Raw genomic sequence first — 18,474 nt, forward strand, 5'->3', positions numbered from 1 at the left:
CATGGACATACGATTGTATTTCTATTTCAATAATTCCTCAATCTTATTTACCAATTCGTTTAATTTTTCATCCGAGTAACCAACCGAGGTATACACCACTTTCCCATTTTGATCGATCAAGAAGTTGCGAGGAATTAAGTTGGTAGCATATAGTTTGTAAATTTCTTCCTTTGGATCTAATCCGGCATTAAACTCAACGCCTCTACTTTTTAGCTTATCCATTTTTTTACGAACTACCTCTTCTTTTTCCCCTCGAGAGATTGCCAGCAAAACAAAATCCTTGTCAGCAAATGGTTCGATAATTCTTTCTGGAAATTCATAAAGTTCTTTCATGCAAGGAGCACACCAGGTTGCCCAAAAGTTGATTAAAACTACTTTACCTTTAAAATCGGATAATTTAACCTTTGATCCATCAAGCATTTCTAAGGAGAAATCTTTAGACATATCGCCGCTATTTACCAAGGTAGATTCTTTTATTTTTTTAGCACGCTCTTCAGCATTTTTGCGATTTATTTCTGCAGTCTCTTCAGGTGTTATTGTTTTGGAGTCATTGGTGTTTTTGATTTCCTTCTCTGTTTTCATTACAAAAACAATAATTTGGTTATCCTCTATTGATTCGCCATACTTTTTTTTAAGTGCTTCCTTTTCTTTACCTGATACTCCCATTTTCATTTCCTTAATGTGAGAAGTATTTAGTTTTTTTACAAACTCTAGGCTCACGATCTCGTTATCTACGATATAAATGGTTTCAGGCTTGATTACTTTTTTCTGTTGAGCAAAAGTTCCAAATACTGTTAGAAAAGAAAGGATTAATAGGATTGTAATTTTGAATTTCATTTTAGGATTTTTAAAGGTTCATATTTATAATTGAATTGTTGTTATAAGTTAAAGTCTGGATTCGATTCTGGAATGTAGTTATCTGGCAATGTATTAGCTAAGGATTTTTGTCCCATTGAACCATGAATTTCAAAGTTCAAATTGGTTGATGTGCCATTAGGAAGTATTTCAAACTCGTGACCCAAAGAAATAAAAGTGGTTGGCCAAGTTGCATAGCTTCCTTGAATTTGTTCCGGATGTACTGGGCGATGCGCAAAATCTTCATGATAGGTTACCTTTACCTTCTCTGCCATGAATTTAAATCGCTTCATTTGATCACTTCCCGATGTTAGAGTGAATGCATCTTTACCAGAATTTGGAATACTTTGTAGGCTAAATCCGTTTTTCCCAAGTTCGTTAGAGTAAAGAGAACCAAGGAAATGTCTTAATGAACCATAATAATGTTTACGACGATTCTTTTTAATTAAAGTTCGTTCAATTGTATCTCTTGTATTTATATCCTGATAGTAATAAAAGGCTTGTAGTTTAAAAAGAGCATTCTCGGTAAATTTATTTAAACTAATTTTTTTGCCTCCAACCTTATCTTTTTTACAAACATGAAAATCTTTAATCAGTATTTTAATCTGATAGCCCAAATGTTTGTTTTCGATAATAAGTGGTGAGTTGCAGAAAGCATGAAAATCATATTCATCTTTTTTAAACCGAAGAACACTATCGTTTAAAATCTTTACCTGCGATTTTTCGGCATGGTACAAGAAGTACTTATTAAATATTCTGAGGTTTGCGCGTCGCTTGTTTTTTGCCTTTACCTGAACTTCATGAATATTTCTTGTTTTTTTAGTGAGTTCAATATTTAAAAACGAATTATCTGAAATGGTTAAGACTAATGGTTGATAGGCAACATGTAACAAGCCGATATGACATGGAACTACAGGTGAATTCAGTTTAAATTCTCCTTTATCGTTCGTTGTGGTTCCAATGGTAGTTCCCGAAACAAAAACTTCGACATTTATTAGTGGTGTTTTTGTTTTTGAGTCGACCACTTTTCCTGATATTTGTTGTTGTTTATTTTGAGCATGAATGCTTGTGATAATTACTAATAAACAGGATATGATACAGATAAGATTCTTCATGATGAATAGGTGGCAATTGGTAATTTATTCTTTTTGAATATGAATCCTATCAAATTTAAATAATACTTATGATATATTTATATAAAGTACGATTTATTTCGTAAAATATAATGAATGTAAATAGAGGGATAAAATAAACCACCTTACAATGAAGGTGGTTTTGAAGTAATATTTGGTACATCCTATGCCATTTCTAACCAAGAGCTTCCGTCCTGATAATCTTCAATGCTTGATACTCCTTTGTTGATTTGAAAGGAGTTAATCAGGTTGCTGATATCATGTTGTAAAGACTTGATGCAGTTGCTTATCAAATCTTTTCTAAAACCTTTTTCTTCCAGGTTTAGAACGAAACCAGCCGATACAATTCTACTTAAAGCTTTTCCCAAATCAACTTGTTTGCGCTGCGGAAGGTTAAAATCAATTGTGAAATTAATTTCCTTCTTGAAATATTCGGATGCTTTCTCTGTTAGATTAAAATCTTTCAAAAATTGAAAGAGGTTGCTTTCTTTTTTCTTTTTCATCAATTTCAGAATCATATCCGAAATTTGAGTATAAAGCATTTCATTTGCTCCTTCGAATATTTGGAATGGACGACTATCCACAATTCCACGCCCTCCAATATGGCTTAGGCGGTATCCTTTAGCTCCAGATAATTGAACAAGGGTTTGAGCCGATTCTTGCATTAAATCGGTAACCACAGTTTTTATGCTGTTGGCCTCAACACCATCGCTTGCCAAATTGTTTTCCAATCCACTTTTATCGCTACTTCTAACGCAAAGAGCAGAACATATGGTGTAAGCACTCTGCATTTTAGAAATTTGGTGCTGAACCTGATCAAACGAGAGTAAATTTTTTCCTCCTACAATTCTGGTTTTACATTGGTCAATTGCTTCATCCATTAGTCGCTTGATAAAGCCCAATCCCATGCCTGGGAACTGCATTCTGCTACGGTGAAGAATGTCAAGCATCATTTTAACTCCGGTACTTTCAGGAGTTAATTTATATTCCTTTGGTATTTGCACATCAAGTTTATTCGTGCCATAAGGAATCATGTATAGGCCCAGATTATCGAAATACTCTTCGACCACAACCTTTTGGTTTTTTTGAGTTACATCGCAAATAAAAAAATCGATATCACGATCCAACTTGCCTTGCTCATCTTTCTGTCTTGAAGTAATCAGCCAAAAATCTGCCAATCCGGTTAAACCTTGCCAATGCTTAGTTCCTTTAATATGGTATAGGTCATCTTTTTGCGTATAATGAGTTTGCATGTTTAAAGCATCGCTGCCAAAATCAGGTTCGGTAATCATTAAACCACCCATTTGTTGTTTTTCCAAAAAGCGTTTGAAGATACCTCCCTTTACTGTGTTGTTCGCATATTTTGCAACAGGCTCAAGGAATAGTGCGATATTAATTCCTAATGTTAATGCCAATGGCAACGATTCATATGCAGCAGAAGAGAGTATGCCTAAACATTCCTTCACTTTAGTTCCTCTTCCTCCATAGTTCTCTGGAATGGCAACCGATAAAGGAGCTCCGGCCATTATCTCACGCATTACCAATGGAGGGAAACCTCTATTCAGGCTGAATTTGTTAATGTCGTCTCGTTCGTAAAATACTGACTTAAGGGTTTGCTCAAACTCTTTCAGGTACTCAGAAAAATTCTTAATCATCTTATTCAATCTTCTTTTTATTGATCTAATTTAATTTAGACACGATAAAAATAGCTCTTAAATAAGACAAATAAGTCTTTATTTGTGTTTTATTCCTTATTTAGAATGCTAAACCTGAATATGGAGTTTTATTATTTTCAATTGAACGCGTTAGCTGTAGGTAGTAATTCATTGTTAAAATCGAATAAGGCTTGATTTTCCCAACTTGATCCATTTTTTGACTCATTCCCTTCAAATGCGACAAAATCTGCACCCCAGTAGCAAAATCCTAAAGCATCTACTTCATTACAAATATCTTTTATTTTGAGTAGAAAATTCTTTTGTCCTTCAGGTGTTGCCGGATAATCAGGCAGAATTAGTTGATTATCCTGACCAACAATATTATTGGTCCAATCGTTCCAATCAAGAGTAAAAGGATAGGCTGTCTCGGCAATAACAACTGGTTTGGAAAATTTAATTTGTAAATTTCTTATACTGGATTTCAATTCAGAAAGGCTTTTCCCGTGCCAAATTGGATAGTAGGAGAGGGCCATAATATCAAAATCAAGTTGTTTTAAATCATTAAAAAAAGATAAAGCATTGGAATAACCGGCATGATGAATCATAATTTTGCAATTGGGATCGGTATCACGAACAGCTTTAATTCCTGTGTATAATAGTTCGATAAACTGATTAGGATTATCGAAGCGATCTCCTTTGGGAAGTAGGAAGCCGGGATTAATTTCATTTCCAATTTGCACGTATTTAGGTTCTATTTCTCTAACTATTTTTGAAGTGTAATTATATACACTATCCTTAAGTTTCTCGAAGCTTAAGTTTTTCCAAGCTTCAGGTATTTGTTGATGTGCAGGATCTGCCCAAGTATCAGAGTAATGAATACTTAACCAAACTTTAAGCTTTTGCTTTTTAATTTGTTCTGCAAACTTCTTAACTTCATTAAAGGAAGAGCTTTGGGTATTAGGAGTATGCCATAATCTTATTCGAACTGTATTCATACCATGTTTTTTAAGGATGCTCACAACGTCTGATTGTATTCCTTCATCATAGAATGGAATAGATAGACCTTCCAATTGTGGTAAAAAAGACAAATCTGCTCCTTTTATAAAATCATCTTCCTGTATTGGAAAATTTGTTTCATTCTCATTTTTGCTGCAGGATGAGAAAAGCATGATTAAAAAAATTATTTGGAATGTTACCTGTTTCATCGAAGTTGAAATTTGATCTGTACAAATCTATAAAGAATTGTTTTTCATCTTTAATATCAGTTAGATTAATACCAAATGCATGCGGGAACCAAAGTTTTTATTAAATGTTTGTTTTTCTTGGAGAGCCATATATGTGGTATAAAAAAAGCCGCTGAACATTCAGCGGCTTTACTTTTATCTTATATTGCTTATTCAGCACATTCTTCCATTAAGGCTTTAACAGCTGCTTCCAGCTGTTCGTCTTCACCTTTGGTAATGGTTTTAGGCATGTTTTTAACCTGAATATCAGGAACAGTCTGATTGTTTTCCAACCATTCTCCTGCTTTGTTCTTCGCACTTACAGGAATTGATCCCCATAGTACGCGATCGTTCTGAAGCATTTCCCAACCAGCAAAACTACAAGTTCCAGGAACAGGCATACCAATTAGTTTACCAATACCTAAGTCTTTGTAAGCGCATGAGAAACAGTGACCATCACTGTAGTTTGATTCATTGATCATCGCTACAGAAGGCTTGGTCCAACGGTAACCAGGTTCGTAGCCAACTGTACGATCTTCAATGGCATATTCCATAAAAGTTTCACCAGTCAGGAACATGGTAATGTCACCAACCAAATCACCACCACCATTAAAACGAGTATCGATAATGATACCATCGCGGTCGTAGTATTTTCCCATTACTTTTTCGTAAGTGTTACGGTAAGCACCATCGTTCATTCCAGGAATGTGAACATAGGCAAGTTTACCATTACTCAAACGGTCAACTTCCTCCTCATTCTTTTTCACCCAACGCTTGTAGATCAAGTCTGACTCGGTACCTAATGAAACAGGTTTTACCGTAATGTCTTGATATTTTTTTGCAGAAGGATCGAAAATGTGAAGAGCAGTAAATTTACCAGCTTTACGATTTAAGAATTTCGCAAAATCAACATCCTTACCAATTTTGATTCCATCAATTTGCTCGATAATCATACCTGCTTTTACATTGAATTTTTTCTTATCCAATGGACCATTCTTAATGATTTCAGCAATCTTGATACCATCTCCTTTGTGTTTGTAATCGATAAAGATTCCCAAAGAAGCGGTTTTGTCACCATTGTAAATTCCTCCGTAGTAACGTGCACCAGAGTGTGAAACATTCAATTCACCTAACATTTCAGAAAGCAATTGAGCAAATTCAAAATCGTTACTAAGCGATTTTAGTTTAGGCTCATAATTATCTCTTAAAGCATCCCAATCAACTCCGTGGTAATCCGAAATGTAGAACATGCCTTTGTTTCGAGCATAAACATGATCGAACATCTGCTGACGTTCTGCAGCAACATCCAAAATCATTTCGCTATTTACAGAAATTGCTTTTGTAGATTTTCCTGCCAAGTCAACTTTCGACATTGTTCCCCCTGATAACAAGAACAACTTTTTCATCTCTTTATCCCAAAGCAAGCTTCCACCTCTGGATCCGATAGGAATTAATTTCTTGGTTTCTTTTGTACGTAGTTTGGTACTCCAAATGCTATATCCTTTATCGAATTTTGCAATGTAATATAAAGTCTCACCATCTTTAGAAAGAACAGCATCACTCAATCTGGAAGAGTGAATGGTCAATCTTTTCTTGCGATCTTTCATGCCATCCCAATCAAAAGTCAGCAAGCTGTCTTTTTTAGCTTCTTCCTTTTTAGATTTGTCCTTCTTCGATTTTTTCTTGTCTTTCTTATCGGCTTCTTTTTTAGCTTTTTCTTTCTCTTCTTTTTCCTTCTTTTCAATTTCCTTCAGAAGAGCGTAGTCATCTTTGCTCATGTTGAAACGATCCCATGAATCTTTTGTGAAGAACATGGTATATACATCCATCTGGCGAGAACCGCTGTTGGCATATGAACGTAATCCATGACGATCACTAAACCACAACATTTGCTTCCCTTTGTTTACCCATTTGGCGTAGCTGTCGCCATAACCACTTTCGGTAAGGTTAATCATTTTCTGTTTGCCATCAGCCGAAATCATTACAACTTCGCCATTTGCCAATACAGGAGAGTAATCAACCAACAACCATTTGCTATCAGGACTCCAGGTAAAATACTGATCTCCTTCACCCATATAAAACAATTGATCGCCATTCATAATGGTACGGATCTTTTTGCTTTTGATATTGAAAATCTTCAATGAACTTCTGTTTTCAATAAAAGCAATCTCTTTTCCGTCAGGAGAATATTCAGGCTCGTAGTTGTCGTTGTTATTAACAATTACTGGCTCTTCTTTAATTAGAGTTGAAGCATAGAAATAAGGTTCTGTATCGCTTACTTTTTTACTTGCGTAGATTCCCCATTTTGCATTTCTTTCGCTTGCATAAAGAATGCTTTTTCCGTCAGGCGAGAAGCTTACAAATCTTTCCTGAGCAGGAGTTGTTGTAATTCTTTTGGTCATTTTACCTTCAACCGAAGAAACAAAAACCTCACCTCTAACAATATAGGCAACTTCTTTTCCGTCAGGCGAGATAGCCATTTCTTTTACATTACCACGAACCGAAATAATTTGCTCGTTATTGGCTTTGTCTTCAGTACGAACATTTACATTCACTTTTTCTTGTTTGCCATTGGTCATGGTAAACAATTCTCCATTGTGAGTATAGCAAAGTATTCCATTCTTAGCCATGCTTAGGTAACGAACCGGGTGCATTTTGAAGCTTGTAACCTGAGTGTTTTTCTTAGGTGTAGCAAGGTCCATTTTGTGCACATTAAAACACCCACTTTCTTCGCTTAGGTAGTAAATGCTTTTTTCATCAGTACTGTAAACAGGATTTCTGTCTTCACCTTTAAATGAGCTAATCATTTGGTGTTTGTCACTTACCACATCATAGGTCCAGATATCTCTTGTTACTGATGAAACATGGTGCTTGCGAAATTCATCTTCGCCACCTTTAACATCATGATAAATCATCTGTTTTCCATCTTTGCTGATTTTTATATCTTCAGCAGGAATTGTAAAAACTTGATCAACACGACCTCCATTTACAGGAACCTGGTACAATTCTGTTTGCGAACGATGTGGATACTGTCTGTGATTTGCATCATCCAAACGAATACCTCCAAATAAGATGTTTTTATTGTCGCGGGTAAATGTGTAAGGCACTTCCTTGTTCGAATGATAAGTCAAACGTGTAGCTGCACCACCTTTGGCATCCATAATGTACACATCAAAGTTTCCAAAGCGGTTTGACGCGAATGCAATTTTGCTTCCATCGTGGCTCCAAACAGGCATATAATCGTGAGCCTTATGGAAGGTTAGTGGGCGAGCTTCGCCACCTTTACTCGATACCAGATACAAATCTCCTCTGTTGGTGAAAACAATTTGTTTTCCATCTGGTGAAATTGCTGCGTAACGAATCCATTCAGAATTGCCATTGGCAAATGCATAAGCATTACATAACACAGCCATTAAGAAAATAAATAATCTCTTCATTAGTTAATGTACTTGTTGTTTAAAAAATGATGCAAAAGCATCGGTATTGTTAAATTTTCTTAGGGGTGGTAAAAATAGGTAAAAAATTATACCTGAGATTTGATCTTTACAGAAATATTAGAGGTTTTCCTTTGTGTAAAAGTTGTGCTGGTGTATGCACTTCACAAACATAAGTATAATTGTTGATATTGAAAATAATTGTGAAATGAATGTTGGTATGTTACACAATACCCGTGTTGAGATAAATTGATTTGGATAAAAGGAAATCATATAAAGTTTTTCCGATTCAAATAAAACTATTTATTTTAGTGCCGAATTCTTAACCCACAACCATTGACCGCACCCGATAAAATAAAACTTACCAGAGATAATTTTCGCAAAATATTCGATCAGTATTTTGCAAGCCTTGTTGGTTTTGCCAATACTTTTGTTTCTGACATCGAACTGAGTGAAGATTTGGTGCAGGAGGTGTTTGTTAGCTTGTGGGAAAAACAGGATGAGTATCAGAATGAAGTTAGCCTGAAAGTGTATTTGTACCGTGCGGTTCGTAACAAGTGCTTGAACAACATCAAACATGAACAAGTGAAGAACAAGTACATTGCTGAATCCATACCCAAATTGGAAACTGAGGAGTTTTTTCTGGATCAGGTTTTGTCAGAAGAAGTATCCCGATTACTTTACAGATTCATTGGTGAATTGCCCAAACAACGTCAGCAGATTATTCGTTACAGTCTATTGGGATTAAAGAACCCGGAAATTGCGGATATAATGGGATTAACCGTTAATACTGTGAAGTCTCATAAAATGCATGCCTACAAAGAACTTCGTGAAAAATTAGGCAAGCATGCCTACCTGGTAGCGATTTTGTTGGAGATAAATTTATAAGTTACAAGCAGTCAGCTTTCAAGATCAAGCTTCAAGCCTCTGGTTGCAAGAATGTACAGAAACTCCGAACTTTGCATAAATTATTAACTTTTCTACTATTCTACTTTTCTACCATTCTACTTTTTTCAAAAAAATACAAAAATCCACTAACACCCTTTTTCAACTTAGTGGTCTCTTAATAAAATAAGGTAAAAAGAACGGTATTTTAAATACAAGATTAATGCTTGACTTATAAAAAGATTTAAGAAAGATGGAATTGATCACTCTGTCTTGAAAAAAGAATTACACCATAGCTATGAAAGAGATATACTACATTGCAAAACTAATTTCCAAAGAGAAAGTGGGGGACTTGACTGTTGACGAACAGCAAGAACTTGCTGAATGGAAATTGAAAAACGAAAGCAGTTACATGCTGGCTTCTGATTTGAAGCAAATTCAGAAGAAGCATGAACTATACGGTAGAATTGATCAGGAGAAATCCTGGGAGAAGATAGCCAGTCAAGTTCCGGAATTGAAAACGAAAGTAATCAGGCTAAGAACTGTTATGAAATGGGCCGCTATCATCATGCTGCCATTATTGGCGACTACTTATATGCTTAATGAGGTGTATTGGACTAAAGACTCTGCAATCGTGGAAGCCGGAAGTTCTAAGGCAACTCTTGAGTTATCGAATGGAAAAACCATTTACCTGGAAGATTATCAGGGAAAAGATATTACATCAGGTAAGGAAAAACTGGCAAGTAATACAAATAACGAGTTGGTGTATCAACAAGGAGATGCGATAGAGAAAGTGTTAAAGTACAACACCATTAAAACACCAATTCAAGGAGAGTATTATATGCAATTGTCCGATGGAACCAGGATTTGGTTGAATGCCCAAACGGAAATTCAGTTTCCTGAAAAGTTTGGCAAAGGCAAACGAGAGGTGAAGTTGATAAGTGGAGAAGCATATTTTGCAGTAGCCAAAGAAAAGGAAAGACCTTTTGATGTATATCTGAATGATGGTTCGAAAGTGGAAGTATTGGGAACTGAGTTTAATGTGATGGCTTATCAGGATGAATCCGAAATACAGACCACGCTGGTTGAAGGTAGTGTGCAGTTTTCAAAAGAATCAAAAGATGTGATTCTTAAGCCCGGTGAACAAGTGGGATTAAACCTTGCCTCAAATAAAATGGAAGTAAGAGAGGTGAGAACTAGTATCTACACCGCATGGAAAGACGGAAAGTTTGTATTTAACCGTGAACCCATGGAGAGTGTATTGAGAAAAATGTCTCGTTGGTACGGCGTAAAGGTGATTTGTGATGATGAAGCAGTGCTGAAAAGAAGAATATCAGGAGTAACCGACAGGTATGAAGATATTGACAAGCTGATTAATTTGATTGAAGAAATATCGCCAATCGACTTAGAACTGGAGGATGATCACTTATTAGTAAGTCGAAAAGTAAAATAGTAGAAAAGTAGAAAAGTAGAGCCGCAAGGCCTTGCGGCTAATAGATAAAAACATCAATTACCACCTACTTTAGCAGGTGGATAAAAAAACGGGGAACCTGGACCGTTCCCCGCAAACCAGAGTCTCACGACTCAAATGTGACAAGTTAAACTAAATGTCTAACCCAATTTCAAATGTATGAAAAAAAATTGTGTTACCGGCAGTAGAGAGCGTGCATTCACTCCGCTGCGAAAAATACTCTTAACCATGAAACTAAGTGTATTTCTATTTTTACTCGGAATCATTAGTGTGCAAGCCAATGAGTTGTTCTCGCAAACCTCATTGAGTATACAAATGAACTCAGCCAGCCTTGAACAAGTTCTGGAAGAGATCAAGCAACAGTGCGATTATGATTTTATTTATGACTACGAGTATGTGAAGGAATTAGAGGATGTTACTGTTGATTTTAATAAAGCATCCTTAGACGAAGTATTGTTCGAAGTATTGAAAAATACAAATTTAGACTACCGTGTTGAGGACAAAATGATCGTTTTGTTTCCACGTGAGGTAGTGAAACCAAAAGTTGAAGAAAAAGTAGATACTTCCGTTCAGCAAGAAAAGAAAGAACTGAAAGGTAAAGTCACCGATGATCAGGGTATTCCATTGCCAGGTGTGTCTGTTGTGATCAAAGGAACCAATATCGGTGTGGCTACGAATATTGATGGAGAGTATTCTCTTGAGATAGGTGGCGATAAAGAGGTGTTGGTGTTTACTTTTGTTGGTATGGAGCCACAGGAGATTAAATATGAAGGCCAATCTCAGATAAATGTGGTTTTAAAAGAAGATGCAGCCACCTTAAATGAGGTTGTGGTTACTGGATATCAAACGATTTCGAGAGAGAGAGTTACAGGAGCTTATGATAAAATATCAGAAGATGATATTTCGAAGCGAGTTACTACTGATTTGTCAGAGGTATTTTCGGGTGCTAGTACAGGAGTGGAAAGAAAATCAGATGGAAAATTAATAATTAGAGGTGTTAGTACATTTTCAGAAGAAACGTCTCCTTTAGTTGTTGTTGATGGCTTCCCTATTGATGGAGATTTTTCTACCATTAATCCTAACGATGTTGCAAGTATTGATGTTTTGAAAGATGCTTCGGCAACTTCGATTTATGGGGCTCGAGCTGCCAATGGTGTTATTGTTGTAACTACCAAAGCGCCTAAGAAAAGTAACAAGTTAAATGTTGAAGTAAATTCTTTTATAAAGATTGGTGAAAAACTTGACTTAGATTATGGTCTTAATATTGCAAACTCCAAGAATCAGATTGAATTTGATGAGAGATATTATGATTTGTTTGAGCCTAACTTTAATGCTGGAGAAAGAGTCGTGAATTCTCAAGGACGCTATAGATTTCAATTAAGCGAATCGATGCAAAATATAGCCGAATTAAAAAGGGGGGCTATTTCACAAGCAGAATATGATTCTCGAAGAGCAGATTTAATTAGTAAAGATTACAAGGACGACTACAAAAAATACTTGTTGCGAAATCTAATTGTTCAACAACACAATCTTGTTCTTTCTAATGCAACAGAGCGTAATGCGGTAAAATTGAGTATAATGTATGAGAACGATAAAACTTCGTTCGAGTTTAATAACAATGACAAGATTTTATTGAACCTAAACAACAAATTTATATTCTCAGATAAATTTAGTTACAATGTTAATGTAAATGCGAATTTTAAATCGGGTGAGAATAATTCCCCAACATTAGCATCTCTTAAGGCTGTCACCTCTGCGTACTCTCGTTTAGTAGATGACAATGGAAATTATACCAAGATGTCTGCTCCAGGTTCTATTTATATTCCTTATATGTCTCAATTAGAAGGTAAAATGCCTTATAATGATATGGGATATAATTTATTACAGGAGTCTAGAGAGAGAGAGTATACTTCGAATAGTTTTGATTTAAGAATTCAAAATTCCCTAAATTATAAGATTACGAAATCGTTAAACGTAAGTGCGTTTTATCAGTACGAAAGAAGTAGTAGTCGCAATGAGCAATTGTATAATGAGAATACTTTCTTTACTCGAAATTTTATAAATGTGTTTTCTACATACAATTCGGATACCGAAAAATATGTTTCACAATTTCCTAAAGGAGCAATAATAAAAGATCAGAGTTCATTGTATTTATCACATCATGGTAAAGTACAAATGAATTTTAATAAAACATTTGCCAACAAGCATAATCTTGTGACTCTTCTTGGGGGAGAAGCTCTTTTGCAAAGGCGCACTGCCTTTAAAGATGGTTTGAGATTTGGATATAATGAAAGATCTCAATCTGCTCCTGCTTTTAATTATGCACCCGCTTCAGGAACATATAAATATTTTGATACAAAATATACTTTTTGGGGTTATTACCCTTATGAAGATAATAGTTGGTCATCTTATTACTTTCAGGATAGTAAGATGTTTTCGGATAGAACCTATGAAGATAGATATGTTTCGGCATTTTTTAACTCAGCTTATACCTACGATGATAGATATACTGCTACTCTTAGCTTAAGAGCTGATGCATCAAACTTTGTTTCTGATGAAGTAAAGAATAAAGTTTCTCCATTTTGGTCTCTGGGTTTTAACTGGAATATCAAATCGGAAGGTTTTATGGCTGATGTAAATTGGATCGATAGATTGATTGTTCGTTCTTCTGTTGGAGAAAGTGGATTGTCGGCAGGGAAAAAAGGAAATTCTACTCTTACTACAATTCGGGTTAGTTCACCATCTTCTTACACAGGGTATTTGCCAGTAAACGATATCAATACTCGTGGAAATCCTTCTTTAACTTGGGAAAAAACAAAAGCCTTTAATGTAGGTGTCGATTTCTCTGTAAAAAATGGATTGCTATATGGTTCTATTGATTGTTATAGGAATTATACCTATGATGTTCTATCTGATACTGAAACTTCATACGTAAATCAATCAACGTCTAAAATAACATTAAACAACGGCGAAATTTTAAATAAAGGTATAGAGGTGTCCTTATCGTCTAAGCTTAAGATAACTAAGGATATAAATTGGTATGGAAGCTTACATTATTCATACAATAAGAATGAGGTATTGGCATACAATAGTAAAGCTACGAATTTAACCAGTTATATTAATGGAACTTATAATGTAGGAAGACCTCTTGATGGTGTATATGGCTTGAATTTAGTAGGATACAGTCCGGAAGGTTTTATGAAAATTAGAAAAAAGGATGGAAGTGAACAAATTTTAAATAGTCCTTCTCAGAATCCAATTCAGAGTTTTACTTTATTAAATCCAGGCGAAACTGCAGACGATAATCAGTATTTGTTTTATCAAGGAAAATTAACGCCATCGTCATTGGTTAATTTTACAACATCTTTTACGTACAAGAATTTCGATTTAAGAATGATGTTTAGTGGTAAATTTGGGCACATTTTTAGAAGAAATGATGATTTTATTGTTCGAAATATTAACTCCTTAAATTATTCTAAATCATTAGAAACAGCTTGGGATAAGGGCGATGCTCTTGATAAATTTGTAGGTAAACCAATACCTAATAATGAATCGGCGCCTACTTTACGAGGATCTTACGTGTATGCATGGTATAATAATGTTCTTGTAAATAGTTCTCATATGACAGAAAATGCTGGTCATATTAGATTTGATGAAGTATACCTAGGGTATAAACTTCCTGATGTGAAATTGTCAGCTAAAGGGAATGTAATGTCTGTAAATCTTTTTGGTCAAGTTAAAAATGTTGGACTTTTGTGGACTGCTAATAAAAAAGGAATTGATCCTGAGTTTTTGCCTGGATTTGCTTTTAAGCCTGTTCGTACTTATGCTTTTGGAGTAAAAATGAAATTTTAATTTTTTTGATATGAAAAAAATAACTTTCCTAAATATATTATTACTATTACTATGTTATTCTTGTGATGACTTTTTAGAAGAGAACCCTAATAAAAGCGGAAATGATCCCATATTGGAAGTGGAACAATTGGATGCTTTATTAAATAGTATTTCCTTATCGAAAAGTGCTGGATCTGCTTGGATGGCTACTTTTTTTGCCAGTGATGATTCTGATATTAGGCCAGAATTGTATAAAATTCATACATCACTTAGTACTCGCGTTGCATTGGGAATATGGAATAAAGAGACGTATGAAAATTTATTTTCTGTTGGTTGGGAAAGCTTATGGCGCGAGATGTTCCGAATTAATACTATTATTGAATCTGCCCCAAAAGTTAATGGTAACGAAGTGGAACGTAAGAAAGTAGCTGCAGAGGCTAAGTTTCATCGTGCATTTCTACATTTTTTAGGTGTTGTAGAATTTTGTTTACATCCTTCTGTTGATAACGGAGAAACACCTGGTATTGGTTATCGAGATAATACTAATGGAGAAGCTGACCTTTCTAGAAAAACAGTTAGGTATACTATTGATAAGATTATTCAGGATTTAACAGAAGCCGAAGTGGAATTACAAGAGATTGGTTTAAATAATTTCGATATTTCAACCAACTGGAGAATTACCGTACCGGCAGTTCAAGCCTTTCGTGCTAGGGTAGAAATGTATATTGCAAAAAATCAAGACGATTTTGATAAGGCAGCTGCTTATGCAGATAAAGCCTTGAAAGGTTATAATAAAATGGTAAATATTGCTACAGATCCTCTTTTCTCAGTCGAAGAGAAGGAAATTGTAGGCAGTTCTAAATTTTGGAAAGAACTTAACTTTGTTAAGAATGGATCTAATACAGGAGAATATAAAGAGTGCTATTTTCCTTACACAGTGTCAATGCCATCTTATTATACTGAAGTTTGTCCTGTATCTGAATCATTATATAATTTGTATTCTGAAAAGGATTTAAGAAAGTTGAAGTTTATACAAAATAACTATAATTACATTTCCGTTAATGGCCTGCCATTTGATTTAACAGCTGAAGGAATTAAAGATATTGATGCTCATAGTTTTTATCGTTTTAATCATGGAGGAATAGCATTTCTTATTGGACCTACCGTATCGGAGATGCACTTAATAAAAGCAGAAGCTTTTGCTCGTAAGGGTGAGGCTGCAAAGGCCATTTCTGAATTGCGTATTTTGCGAGCTAATAGATTCGAAGCTGAAGATATTAGCATTGTTAACAACATTGGAGGAACTGTTGCAGATGTGAAAAATGAGAGACGTAGAGAATTGCCTTTTGTTATAAGATGGTATGATTTGAAAAGATATAATCAATATGCAAACGAACAAATTACGGTAACTAAAAAGTCTTTTGATGATGTATACAATACAGCATCATCTTTGAAAACTTACATTTTAGAGCCTCAAGCATCGGCATATGCATTGCCAATTCCAGAAAAAGAGATTAGAATATTAGGGTGGAAGCAAAATGATTATGCTGGAATTGTAAAGCAATAACTATGTCCTAATCTAAAATGCTATAAAAATATTTATATATTCAAATAGAACTTATATAAGGTCTAATAATTAAAGAGTTGAACTCTGATTATTGAGTTCAATCTTTTTAATTTAAACCTCTGTTGTTAAGTTATTTCTTGTAGAAAAGAATATCTTAAAGAACTACAAGTTTGATTGTTTAAAGGTACTATAATACTTGTGTAATATTCGGATAAAAATTGAATACAGGAAGTATTTCATTAGATTAGTTGATGGAGCAAGCTGTGATGGCTTGCTCTTTTTTTTATGAGATAGTAGAATAGTAGAGACAGAATTAGGCCTGTCTTCCTTTATTACAATCAATATTTTTGAGTGATATAGAATATTAGGATAGAGCTTGTGCTTTTTTATTCCAATTTGTTTGGAATTAGCTTTCCAACTGTCTTGGAATTACCTTTCCATGCGTTTTGGAATTAGTGTTCCAAGTATCTTGGAATTACCGTTCCAAACACCTTGGAACTAGCTTTCCAAACTGTTTGGAAAAAATAATACAGAAAAGGGAACTCGAAAGAGTTCCCTTTGAGCATTCCTACAACTTAACTTGCAGGAACCAATTCAACGGATAATCTAGCTTTTTTAATGTTTTTTAGCTTATGAGGTGTATTTCTAACCTCAAGCTGAAAACTTCCGCTAGTTAAACCATCAGGAACGAAGAACATCAATTCAGAAGGTTTGTTCTTCACAAAATCTGTCACTCTGGTTTCAGTACCATTGGCAGCAATAAAGAACACACCCTGGTTGGTATCTTCTTCATCGAACTTAAGCAATGAGCCTTGAATGGATGCCATCTGTCCGGGAGTGAAGGATTCGTTCACAGCTTTGCCTTTTAAATCCACAAATTTCTCAATCACAGGTTCAGCAGTGCTTAATGCCACTTTCTTCAACTCAATTTTTGAGATGATTTCCTGTAATCTCGGCCCTGCACTGATATTCAGCTTAATGGTGTGGCGAGAAGGATCAAAGGAGTCATTCTCATCTTTAAAAACTCCGGAAATACTTGGACTAATCCTGAACAGATCAGTGGATACAATATTTCCATTTTTCACTTCTTCCACAACGGCATATTCAAATTCTTCAATAACCGATAAGCCTTCGGCTTTGGTTACGGTTGAACCCTTGCCAATCATGCGTTCCATGATTTTTTTAACATTCGAAGTTGTACACTCTGTAACAACTGCCAGGTAATCATCTGGATCTTCAGTCAGATAATTCAAACCTAATCCATAACGTACTGTCATGATAAGATAAGTTTTTATCACAATTGCTTTTTAAAGTAATTTGTGTTACAATTGCGATGGTTTAAAACTAGAGAATACCCTCGGAGCTTTTGTTCACAGGATCGGCTCGCCAAAGTTTCACCTGTTTTTAAAAGATCCAGGGTATCTCGTTAACTAATAAAAAAGACATTGTATGTCTTTTGTTCACTAAGAACAAGCCAAGTTAAATAAATGTTATGACAATTCCACTTATCAAGTGTGTTAAGTTTTTTTAAACTCAGTAGATTTAACTTTAATTTAACAGATGCAATTTTTACTGGTGTGTAGATTAATTGATCAGGATCATGTTTAAGCATGACTTGAAACTTACAGACTTTTGTATTTTCCACAAGCTTTTTTACTTTTACCGCAGTAAATATGGAGCAACACGAACAAGATATCATTCAAAAATTCAAGAATGGAGATCAATCTGGTCTTCGCATGTTGTTCGATTTGTATTATACACCCCTTTGTGTATTTGCCTATAAATATTTCGATTCCTACGAGAAAGCAGAAGACATTGTACAGGAAGCTTTTATTACCCTATGGGAGAAAAATCGAATGATCAATTTTACTGGTTCTATTAAATCTTACCTTTTTAGTATTGTTCGCAACAATTCCATCAATCAGATAAAGAAAGATCTAAAATTTCGATTCGAAGAAATGGAGAATAAGGCCTACAATATCATCGAAGACAAATACGAAAGTCAGCAATTGGAAGAAAGAAAAGAAAGCCTATATAAAGAGATTGCTCTTTTGCCCGACCAATGCAAAGTCGTTTTCGAAGCCATCGCTTTCGAGAAAATGAAATATGCCGAAGTTGCTGAAGAAATGGATATTTCCATCAATACAGTAAAAACACATTACTCCAGAGCTTTAAAGCAGTTGCGAAGCAATTTGGATGTATTGGTGATGATTCTACTACCTTAATCAGTTATCAGTTATAAGTTATCAGCGGATAGCTGAATGATTCAAGTTGTTTTACTTGAAAGCATTTGTGAACCTGTCAGCTTCTACATTCAATAGAAATAAAATTACGAATTGTCAATTACGAATTACGTTTTGTAAATTCAATTTTCGAACTTTGCATACTCATTCACTCATTCACTCATTCACTCATTC

Annotated in this window: 11 protein-coding genes; 5 read left to right on the top strand and 6 right to left on the bottom strand. The window is 34.9% G+C overall.

Translation table 11 applies throughout. The features are described from left to right. Window positions 1-21: 21 nt before the first annotated feature. The 5 genes from NQ163_RS17395 to NQ163_RS17415 all read right to left on the bottom strand — a co-directional run bounded on the left by NQ163_RS17395 (window position 22) and on the right by NQ163_RS17415 (window position 8,303). Window positions 22-837 carry a peroxiredoxin family protein gene (locus NQ163_RS17395; RefSeq protein ID WP_268191605.1) on the bottom strand — a complete coding sequence of 272 codons (816 nt, stop codon included), beginning with the start codon at window positions 835-837 and terminating at the stop codon, window positions 22-24. A 41-nt stretch (window positions 838-878) separates the two neighbouring features. Further along, on the bottom strand, window positions 879-1,970 hold the full coding sequence (locus NQ163_RS17400) for a carboxypeptidase-like regulatory domain-containing protein (RefSeq protein ID WP_268191606.1): 1,092 nt from the start codon (window positions 1,968-1,970) through the stop codon (window positions 879-881). Window positions 1,971-2,152: 182 nt separating this feature from the next. After that, entirely contained in the window at window positions 2,153-3,643 is a 1,491-nt protein-coding gene (locus tag NQ163_RS17405) for an acyl-CoA dehydrogenase family protein (protein WP_268191607.1), read from the bottom strand. A gap of 137 nt (window positions 3,644-3,780) precedes the next feature. Next, the gene (locus NQ163_RS17410; protein WP_268191608.1) at window positions 3,781-4,848 is read right to left on the bottom strand and encodes a glycoside hydrolase family 53 protein; all 1,068 of its coding nucleotides are present in this window, start codon (window positions 4,846-4,848) and stop codon (window positions 3,781-3,783) included. A gap of 188 nt (window positions 4,849-5,036) precedes the next feature. Further along, window positions 5,037-8,303 carry a S41 family peptidase gene (locus NQ163_RS17415; protein ID WP_268191609.1) on the bottom strand — a complete coding sequence of 1,089 codons (3,267 nt, stop codon included), beginning with the start codon at window positions 8,301-8,303 and terminating at the stop codon, window positions 5,037-5,039. A 333-nt stretch (window positions 8,304-8,636) separates the two neighbouring features. On the opposite strand from NQ163_RS17415, the gene NQ163_RS17420 reads away from it, so the two are divergent. The 4 genes from NQ163_RS17420 to NQ163_RS17435 all read left to right on the top strand — a co-directional run bounded on the left by NQ163_RS17420 (window position 8,637) and on the right by NQ163_RS17435 (window position 16,057). Then, on the top strand, window positions 8,637-9,188 hold the full coding sequence (locus NQ163_RS17420) for an RNA polymerase sigma-70 factor (RefSeq protein WP_268191610.1): 552 nt from the start codon (window positions 8,637-8,639) through the stop codon (window positions 9,186-9,188). Between the two features lie 295 nt (window positions 9,189-9,483). After that, the gene (locus NQ163_RS17425; protein WP_268191611.1) at window positions 9,484-10,638 is read left to right on the top strand and encodes a FecR family protein; all 1,155 of its coding nucleotides are present in this window, start codon (window positions 9,484-9,486) and stop codon (window positions 10,636-10,638) included. A 177-nt stretch (window positions 10,639-10,815) separates the two neighbouring features. After that, complete coding sequence (locus NQ163_RS17430) at window positions 10,816-14,511, top strand: SusC/RagA family TonB-linked outer membrane protein (protein WP_268191612.1); 3,696 nt, start codon at window positions 10,816-10,818, stop codon at window positions 14,509-14,511. A 10-nt stretch (window positions 14,512-14,521) separates the two neighbouring features. Then, window positions 14,522-16,057: a RagB/SusD family nutrient uptake outer membrane protein gene (locus tag NQ163_RS17435; protein WP_268191613.1), complete on the top strand. Its 1,536-nt coding sequence runs from the start codon at window positions 14,522-14,524 to the stop codon at window positions 16,055-16,057. A 575-nt stretch (window positions 16,058-16,632) separates the two neighbouring features. On the opposite strand, the gene NQ163_RS17440 is transcribed toward NQ163_RS17435, so the two are convergent. Beyond that, a complete protein-coding gene (locus NQ163_RS17440; RefSeq protein ID WP_268191614.1) occupies window positions 16,633-17,334 on the bottom strand; it encodes a DNA-binding domain-containing protein in 702 nt (233 codons plus the stop codon). A 396-nt stretch (window positions 17,335-17,730) separates the two neighbouring features. Here NQ163_RS17440 and NQ163_RS17445 point away from each other — a divergent pair, with 396 nt between their 5' ends. Beyond that, window positions 17,731-18,282 (top strand): RNA polymerase sigma factor, encoded by a 552-nt coding sequence (locus NQ163_RS17445; protein WP_268191615.1) that lies wholly within the window; start codon window positions 17,731-17,733, stop codon window positions 18,280-18,282. Window positions 18,283-18,474 lie beyond the last annotated feature (192 nt).

The sequence above is a fragment of the Marinifilum sp. D737 genome, from assembly GCF_026672275.1.
Lineage (GTDB): Bacteria > Bacteroidota > Bacteroidia > Bacteroidales > Marinifilaceae > Marinifilum.

Excerpts from the sequence above, each read along its gene's own strand:
- NQ163_RS17440 (WP_268191614.1), bottom strand. The coding sequence starts at position 17,334 with ATGACAGTACGTTATGGATTAGGTTTGAATTATCTGACTGAAGATCCA.
- NQ163_RS17445 (WP_268191615.1), top strand. The coding sequence starts at position 17,731 with ATGGAGCAACACGAACAAGATATCATTCAAAAATTCAAGAATGGAGAT.
- NQ163_RS17395 (WP_268191605.1), bottom strand. The coding sequence starts at position 837 with ATGAAATTCAAAATTACAATCCTATTAATCCTTTCTTTTCTAACAGTA.
- NQ163_RS17410 (WP_268191608.1), bottom strand. The coding sequence starts at position 4,848 with ATGAAACAGGTAACATTCCAAATAATTTTTTTAATCATGCTTTTCTCA.
- NQ163_RS17400 (WP_268191606.1), bottom strand. The coding sequence starts at position 1,970 with ATGAAGAATCTTATCTGTATCATATCCTGTTTATTAGTAATTATCACA.
- NQ163_RS17405 (WP_268191607.1), bottom strand. The coding sequence starts at position 3,643 with ATGATTAAGAATTTTTCTGAGTACCTGAAAGAGTTTGAGCAAACCCTT.
- NQ163_RS17415 (WP_268191609.1), bottom strand. The coding sequence starts at position 8,303 with ATGAAGAGATTATTTATTTTCTTAATGGCTGTGTTATGTAATGCTTAT.
- NQ163_RS17425 (WP_268191611.1), top strand. The coding sequence starts at position 9,484 with ATGAAAGAGATATACTACATTGCAAAACTAATTTCCAAAGAGAAAGTG.
- NQ163_RS17430 (WP_268191612.1), top strand. The coding sequence starts at position 10,816 with ATGAAAAAAAATTGTGTTACCGGCAGTAGAGAGCGTGCATTCACTCCG.
- NQ163_RS17435 (WP_268191613.1), top strand. The coding sequence starts at position 14,522 with ATGAAAAAAATAACTTTCCTAAATATATTATTACTATTACTATGTTAT.